The 6,226-nt window shown below is 77.0% G+C and carries 6 protein-coding genes and 1 pseudogene; all 7 read left to right on the top strand.

Going from position 1 to position 6,226, the window contains the following annotated elements:
* A pseudogene (locus AB0A74_RS42350) lies at positions 1-236 on the top strand (hypothetical protein); the annotation flags it as partial.
* An 88-nt stretch (positions 237-324) separates the two neighbouring features.
* Entirely contained in the window at positions 325-807 is a 483-nt protein-coding gene (locus AB0A74_RS42345) for a universal stress protein (protein WP_358258851.1), read from the top strand.
* The gene (locus AB0A74_RS42340; RefSeq protein ID WP_358258849.1) at positions 804-3,452 is read left to right on the top strand and encodes a GNAT family N-acetyltransferase; all 2,649 of its coding nucleotides are present in this window, start codon (positions 804-806) and stop codon (positions 3,450-3,452) included. The genes AB0A74_RS42345 and AB0A74_RS42340 overlap by 4 nt, the downstream gene beginning before the upstream one ends.
* On the top strand, positions 3,449-3,922 hold the full coding sequence (locus AB0A74_RS42335; protein ID WP_358258847.1) for a universal stress protein: 474 nt from the start codon (positions 3,449-3,451) through the stop codon (positions 3,920-3,922). Before AB0A74_RS42340 ends, AB0A74_RS42335 begins: the two co-directional genes overlap by 4 nt.
* Positions 3,919-4,539 carry a CBS domain-containing protein gene (locus tag AB0A74_RS42330; RefSeq protein WP_358258846.1) on the top strand — a complete coding sequence of 207 codons (621 nt, stop codon included), beginning with the start codon at positions 3,919-3,921 and terminating at the stop codon, positions 4,537-4,539. Before AB0A74_RS42335 ends, AB0A74_RS42330 begins: the two co-directional genes overlap by 4 nt.
* Positions 4,540-4,544: 5 nt before the next feature.
* Positions 4,545-5,144, top strand: coding sequence for a hypothetical protein (locus AB0A74_RS42325; RefSeq protein ID WP_358258844.1), 600 nt, complete (start codon positions 4,545-4,547; stop codon positions 5,142-5,144).
* On the top strand, positions 5,102-6,226 hold a 1,125-nt coding region (locus AB0A74_RS42320; RefSeq protein ID WP_358258842.1), incomplete at its 3' end, for an HAD-IC family P-type ATPase. The genes AB0A74_RS42325 and AB0A74_RS42320, both read left to right, overlap by 43 nt.

The following is a 6,226-nucleotide window of genomic DNA, read 5'->3' as shown; positions in this document are numbered from 1 at the left end:
GGTTGACCCGGCGGCTGCCGCCGGCGTCGGACGACGAGGCGGTCGCGGAGGCCTCGCCGGCCCCGGCGGCGATCCCGGTCGCGACGGCGGGGCTGGCGTGCGGCGCGGTGCCGGCGGCCAACACGGCGGTGAGGCTGGTGCTCGCGCTGGTGGCCGGTGGACCGGGGTTCGCGGCGCGCCTGGCGGCTTGGCTCGCGCCCGTGGTCGCGGTCGTCGGGGTCGGGGTGGCCTGGTAGGTCCAAGGTCCCTGGGTGGTCGGGACCGCGGCCACTGACCGGCGCGACCGCGCGCCGCGAGGCTGGGGTCAGCGATCGAGGAGGAGAGATGGACCAGACAGTCGTCGTCGGTGTGGACGGGTCGCCCGCGAGCCGGGCCGCGTTCCGGTGGGCCGTGGAGGAGGGGGAGCGGCGGGGCTGTGCCGTCGAGGTGATCCACGCCTGGCACGTCGACCACGCCCTGGTGATCGGGCCGCTGTCGGCGTCGGTGGCCGCCGCGATGGACACCGCGGTGTTGCGCGACGGGCACCGGGCGGTGCTGGACGAGGTGGTCGGCGACGTCGAGACCGACGTCGAGGTGCGGCCGGCCCTGGTCGAGGGCGACGCGCGGGACGTGCTGGTGAAGGCGTCCGAGCACGCCGCGCTGCTCGTGGTCGGCAGCCGGGGCGTCGGCCCGATCCGGGAGGTGCTGCTCGGGTCGGTCGGCTCCTACTGCGTCCACCACGCGAAGTGCCCGGTGGTCGTGCTGCGCCACCCGGAAGAGCGGCGCCCGGAGCCCGAGCCCGTCGTCACCCCGGGACCGCTGCTGTGAGCGCGCCGGTCGGCGAACGCGCGCTGCTGGCCGACGGCCGGGTCGTCGTCGTGCGCGAACTGGGCCCCGCCGACGCCGACGCGCTGCGCGCCCTGCACCGCGGCCTGCCGCTGGAGGACCGCTACCTGCGCTTCTTCAGCGCCTCGCCGCGCGGGCTGGACGAGTTCGTCGACCGGCTCACCTCGCCCGCCCGCCCCCGGCACGTGGTGCTGGGCGCGTTCAGCGGCGACGACCTGGTCGGCGCGGCCAGTTACGTGGTCGAGCACGGCGACACCGCCGAGGTGGCGCTGGTCGTCGCGCACGAACGCCAGTCGCACGGCGTCGGGACGCTGCTGCTGGAGCACCTGGTGTCGCTGGCCAAGCGGCGGGGCGTGCGGCGCTTCGTGGCCGACGTCCTGCCGGTCAACGCCCGGATGCTGCGCGTGTTCACCGACCTCGGGCTGGTGTTCACGTCCACTTCGGACAGCGACGTGGTGCACGTGGACCTCGGGCTGGAGGCCGACGAGGGCTACCTGGAGGCGGTCGCGGACCGCGAGCGGGCGGCGGAGGTGGCGAGCCTGCGGTCGGTGCTCGAACCGGCCTCGGTCGTCGTGGTCGGGGCGGGCCGCTCCCGCAACTCCGTCGGTCACGCCGTGCTGCGCAACCTGCGCGACGGCGGGTACGACGGCGACCTGTGCGCGGTCAACCCGCACGCGCGGGAGATCGCGGGCGTGCCGTGCTTCCGGTCGGTGGCCGACATCCCCGACGCTCCGGAGCTGGCGGTGGTGTGCGTGCCCGCGCACGCCGTGCCGCAGGTCGCCGAGGACTGCGGGCGCACCGGGGTCAAGGCGCTGGTGGTGATCACCTCCGGCGTGGACGCGCGGGCGTTGATGGCCGCCGTGCGCCGTCACGGGATGCGCCTGGTCGGGCCGAACTGCGTCGGCGTGGCCAGTGGCGACCCCGACGTGCGGCTGAACGCGACGTTCATGCGCGACCCCGTCGTGTCGGGCGGGATCGGCGTGGCCACCCAGTCCGGCGGCATCGCGATCGCGGTGCTGGAGGCGTTGGGGCGGCTCGGGCTCGGCGTCTCGGACCTGGTCTCCACCGGCGACAAGTACGACGTGAGCGGCAACGACCTGCTGCTGTGGTGGGAACGCGACACGCACACGCGCGCGGTCGTGCTGTACCTGGAGTCGTTCGGCAACCCGCGCAAGTTCGCCCGGCTGGCCCGCCGGGTCGCGCGCCGCAAGCCCGTGGTGGCCCTGCGGGCGGCGAGCAGCGAGGCCGGGCAGCGGGCCGCCGCGTCCCACACCGCTGCCACCGCCACCCCGGCGGTGACCCGCGACGCCCTGTTCCGCCAGGCCGGCGTGATCGCGGTGGACGGCGTGACCGAACTGGTCGAGGTGCTGGCCGCGCTGCACGCCACCCCGCTGCCCACCGGGCGGTCGGTCGCCGTGGTGGGCAACGCCGGCGGCCTCGGCGTGCTGGCGGCGGACGCGTGCGTCCACAACGGACTTTCGCTGGCCGAGCTGGGCACCCGGACCACCGGGGCGCTGCGGGCGCTGCTGCCCGGCCCGGCGAGCGTGCACAACCCGGTCGACACGACCGCGGTGGTGGACGACGAGACCTTCGCCCGGTGCCTGGACCTGGTCGCCGCCGACCCGGCCGTGGACGCGGTCATCGCGGTCACCGTGCCCACCGCGCTGGGCGACCCGAAGTCCGGTGTCCACCGCACCGCCAAGCCGTTGCTCGCGGTGAGCACCGACCAGGACCGGCCGGTGCGCCTGGTGTCCGGCGGGACGGCCTGCTACGCCGAGCCCGCCCGCGCCGCCGCCGCGCTGGCGGCGCTGGTCGAACGCGGCCGGTGGCTGCGCGCCGACCACGACCCCGTCGAGCTGCCCGACCTCGACCTGGCCACCGCGCGGGCCGTCGTCGCCGCCCGACCGGAGGGCGGCTGGCTGGACCCCGACCAGGCCGTGCGGCTGCTGCGGGCGTTCGGCGTGCCGGTGCTGGGCGGTGTCCTGGCCGCCGACGTCGAAACCGCCGTGCGGGCCCAGGACGCCTTCGGCGGTCCGGTGGCGGTGAAAGCCGTCGCGCGCGACCTGCTGCACAAGAGCCGGGGTGGCGGGGTGCTGCTGGACGTGGCGGGCCCGGACGCGGTGCGGGAGGCGTTCGCGACGTTGGCCGGGCGGTTCGGGGACCGGCTCGACGGCGTGTTCGTGCAGCCGATGGGCGCGCCCGGCCGGGAGCTGCTGGTCGGCGTGGTCAGCGACGCGCGGTTCGGGCCGCTGGTGGTGACCGGCCTGGGCGGCGTGGACACCGACCTGCTCGACGACCGGGCCGCCGCGCTGGCCCCGTTGAGCGCCGCCGACGCCGACGAGCTGCTGCACGGCTTCCGCGCCGCGCCGAAGGTGTTCCGCGAGCACCCGGCGGGACCGGTGCGCGACGTGCTGCTGCGCGTCGGCCGGCTCGCCGAGCTGGTGCCGGAGGTCGTCGAGCTCGACCTGAACCCCCTGGTGCTGGACGGGGACCGGGTGCTGGCGGTGGACGCGCGGGTGCGCGTCGCGCCGGCGCGGGCCGTGGACCCGTTCCTGCGCCGGTTGCGCGACCCGGAGCCCCGGTGGGCGCCGGGGCAGGACATCGAGACGAGCGAGGTGGAGTCGTGAGCACAGGTGCGATCGTGGTGGGCGTCGACGGGACGGCGGCGGGCGTGCGCGCGTTGTCGTGGGCCATGGACGAGGCCGTGCTGCGGGGTGCTCCGCTGCACGTGGTCAACGCGTGGAACTACGAGCCGTTGGCGGACTGGGCGATGACCTCCGAGCAGGAGGCGCGCGGCCGGTCGGAGGCGACCGTGGAGCACGCGCTGCGCACGGTGGCGGTGGGCCGCACGGAGTTCCCGCAGATCTTCCGCATGTGCGCGCGCGGGTCGGCCGCGGAGGTGCTGGAGGAGCGGGCGCGCGGCGCGGCGCTGCTGGTGGTGGCCGCGCACACCGGCGGCGGGCTGCGCCGGATCGTGCTGGGCAGCACCACCGCGCACTGCGTGCGGCACTCGTCCGCGCCGGTCGTGGTGCTGCCCCCGCCCGCCGAGCCGGAGCGTCGCGAGGTCGCCGCGGAGAGCGGGGAGGGCGTGCGATGAGGACCGGGGACGTCATGACCCGGGACGTGGTCACCGTCCGGCCCGGGACGGCCGCCCGGGAGGCCGGGGTGTTGTTGGCCGCCAAGGGTTTCACCATGCTGCCGGTGGTGGACGGCGCGGGTGTGCTGGTCGGGGTGGTGACCGAGGCCGACGTGCTGCGCGACCGGCTGCCGCTGGACCCGCGCTCGCTGGTGCACGGCGAACCCCGGCGCGCCCGGCCCGCGCCCCGCCAGACCGTCGCCGACGTGATGACCGCGCCGGAGGTCGTGGCCACCCCGGGCACGGACCTGGCGGAGCTGGCCCGGCGGATGCTCGACCACGCGGTGCGCAGCGCGCCCGTGGTGGACGGGCGGCGGCTGGTGGGGGTGGTGACCCGGCGGGACATGCTGCGGGCCATCACCCGCGACGACCGGCGGCTGGCGGCGGAGGTCCGCCACCGCCTGGGCCTGTACGCGGACCCGCACCGGTGGACGGTGTCGGTGGTGGACGGGCAGGTGTCCATCGTGGACGCGCTGGACGACGAGCGGGACCGGCACGTGGCCGAGGTGTTGGCGGGCGCGGTGGCCGGGGTCGTCGGGGTGCGGTTCCCCGAGGCCGGGCTGCCGTCCCGGAGGTGAGCCCGATGAGCACGGTGATCAGGCGCGCGGTGCGGTACGCGCTCCCGGCGCGGTCCGGGGTGGCGCGGCCGGGAGACCGGGTGGAGGGGGCCGTGCTCGCGGTCGCCGTCGTCGTCGCGTTGCTGGGTGTCCCGGTCGCGGCGGCGGTCGGGTCCGAGGTGTACGCGTCCGGGAAGGTGACCGCGGCCGAGCAGGCCCGGACCCGCCACCCGGTCGAGGCCCGGCTGCTCGCCGACGCGCCGCCGCCGCCGACCGCGGAGACCGGGCGGGGGATCGCCGCGGAGCAGCCGGTCGCCCTGGCGTCGTGGCCGGCGCCGGACGGCACACCCCGGCGCGGTGAGGTCCTGACCGGCGCCGGGGCGAGGGCCGGCACGGTGGTCCGGGTGTGGGTGGACGACACCGGGGCCGTCCGGCCCGCGCCGCTCACCGTCGAAGGCGCCCGGGTCGGCGGGGCCGTCGCGGCGTTCGCGCTGTGGTGCGGCCTGGCGGGTCTGCTCGCGTTCGGGTGGCTCGTGGTCCACGTCGTGCGCGGGTGGTTGAGCGCCGGGTCGTGGGAGCGGGAGTGGGCACTGGTGGAACCCTTGTGGACCGGGCGGCGTCGGTGACGGCCGCGGTGGTGCGGCGCGGCGGGTTGAGCGCCGCCGAGGCCGCCCAGCGGTTGCGGGCCGACGGGCCGAACGTGCTGCCCCGCGAGCGCGGCCGGCACCCGCTGGTGGTGCTGCTGCTGCAGTTCGTGCACTTCTTCGCGCTCATGCTGTGGGTGGCCGCGGGCCTGGCGCTGGTGGCCGGGATGCCCGAGCTGTCCGTGGCGATCGTGCTGGTCGTGCTGCTCAACGGCGGCTTCTCGTTCGCGCAGGAGTTCCGGGCCGACCGGGCGGCGCAGCGGCTGCGCGACCTCATGCCCTCGCGCGCGGCGGTGCGGCGGGACGGGGTGCGCGTCGTGGTGGACGCCGCCGACCTGGTGGTGGGCGACGAGGTGCTGCTCCAGGGCGGTGACCGGGTGTGCGCGGACGCCGTCGTGGTCCAGGCCGCCGGGCTGGCCGTGGACGAGTCGATGCTGACCGGGGAGAGCGTGCCGGCGCGGCCGGAGCCGGGCGACTCGCTGCGCGCCGGGACCCACGTGGTGGAAGGAGAAGCGGTCGCGACCGTCACCGCCACCGGGGCCCGCACCCGGTTGGCCGGGATCGCCGAGCTGACCCGCCGGGCCGACCGGCCCACCAGCCCGCTCGCGCGCCGGCTGCACCGGGTGGTGACCGTGGTCGGGTTGATCGCGGCGGGGGTGGGTGTGGCGTTCTTCGGCGTGGCGCTGCTGCTCGGGCTCGACGCCACGCGGGGGTTCCTGTTCGCGGTCGGGGTGACCGTGGCGCTGGTGCCCGAAGGGCTGCTGCCGACGGTCACGCTGTCGCTGGCGCGGGCCGCGCAGGAGATGGCCCGCCGCAACGCCCTCGTGCGCCGGCTGGAGTCCGTGGAGACCCTCGGCGCGACCACGTTCATCTGCACCGACAAGACGGGGACGTTGACCCGCAACGAGATGTCGGTGGTCCGGGTGTGGACGCCGGGCGGCGAGGCCGTGGTGCGGGGCGAGGGCTACGCGCCGGACGCCGACGTGACCGGCGCGCTGGACGCCGCCCGGGCCGTCGCCCGCAGCGCCGTCCGCTGCGCGCCGACCGCCCGCGCCGAGCCGCGC

Origin of the sequence: Saccharothrix sp. NPDC042600, assembly GCF_040647305.1 — a bacterium.
GTDB classification, from domain to species: domain Bacteria; phylum Actinomycetota; class Actinomycetes; order Mycobacteriales; family Pseudonocardiaceae; genus Actinosynnema; species Actinosynnema mutabilis.
Note: the sequence above shows the minus strand (reverse complement) of the source record. Positions and strands in the feature narration are given on the sequence as shown.

Coding starts and splice junctions, on each gene's coding strand:
- AB0A74_RS42345 (WP_358258851.1), top strand. CDS start 325: ATGGACCAGACAGTCGTCGTCGGTGTGGACGGGTCGCCCGCGAGCCGG.
- AB0A74_RS42325 (WP_358258844.1), top strand. CDS start 4,545: ATGAGCACGGTGATCAGGCGCGCGGTGCGGTACGCGCTCCCGGCGCGG.
- AB0A74_RS42330 (WP_358258846.1), top strand. CDS start 3,919: ATGAGGACCGGGGACGTCATGACCCGGGACGTGGTCACCGTCCGGCCC.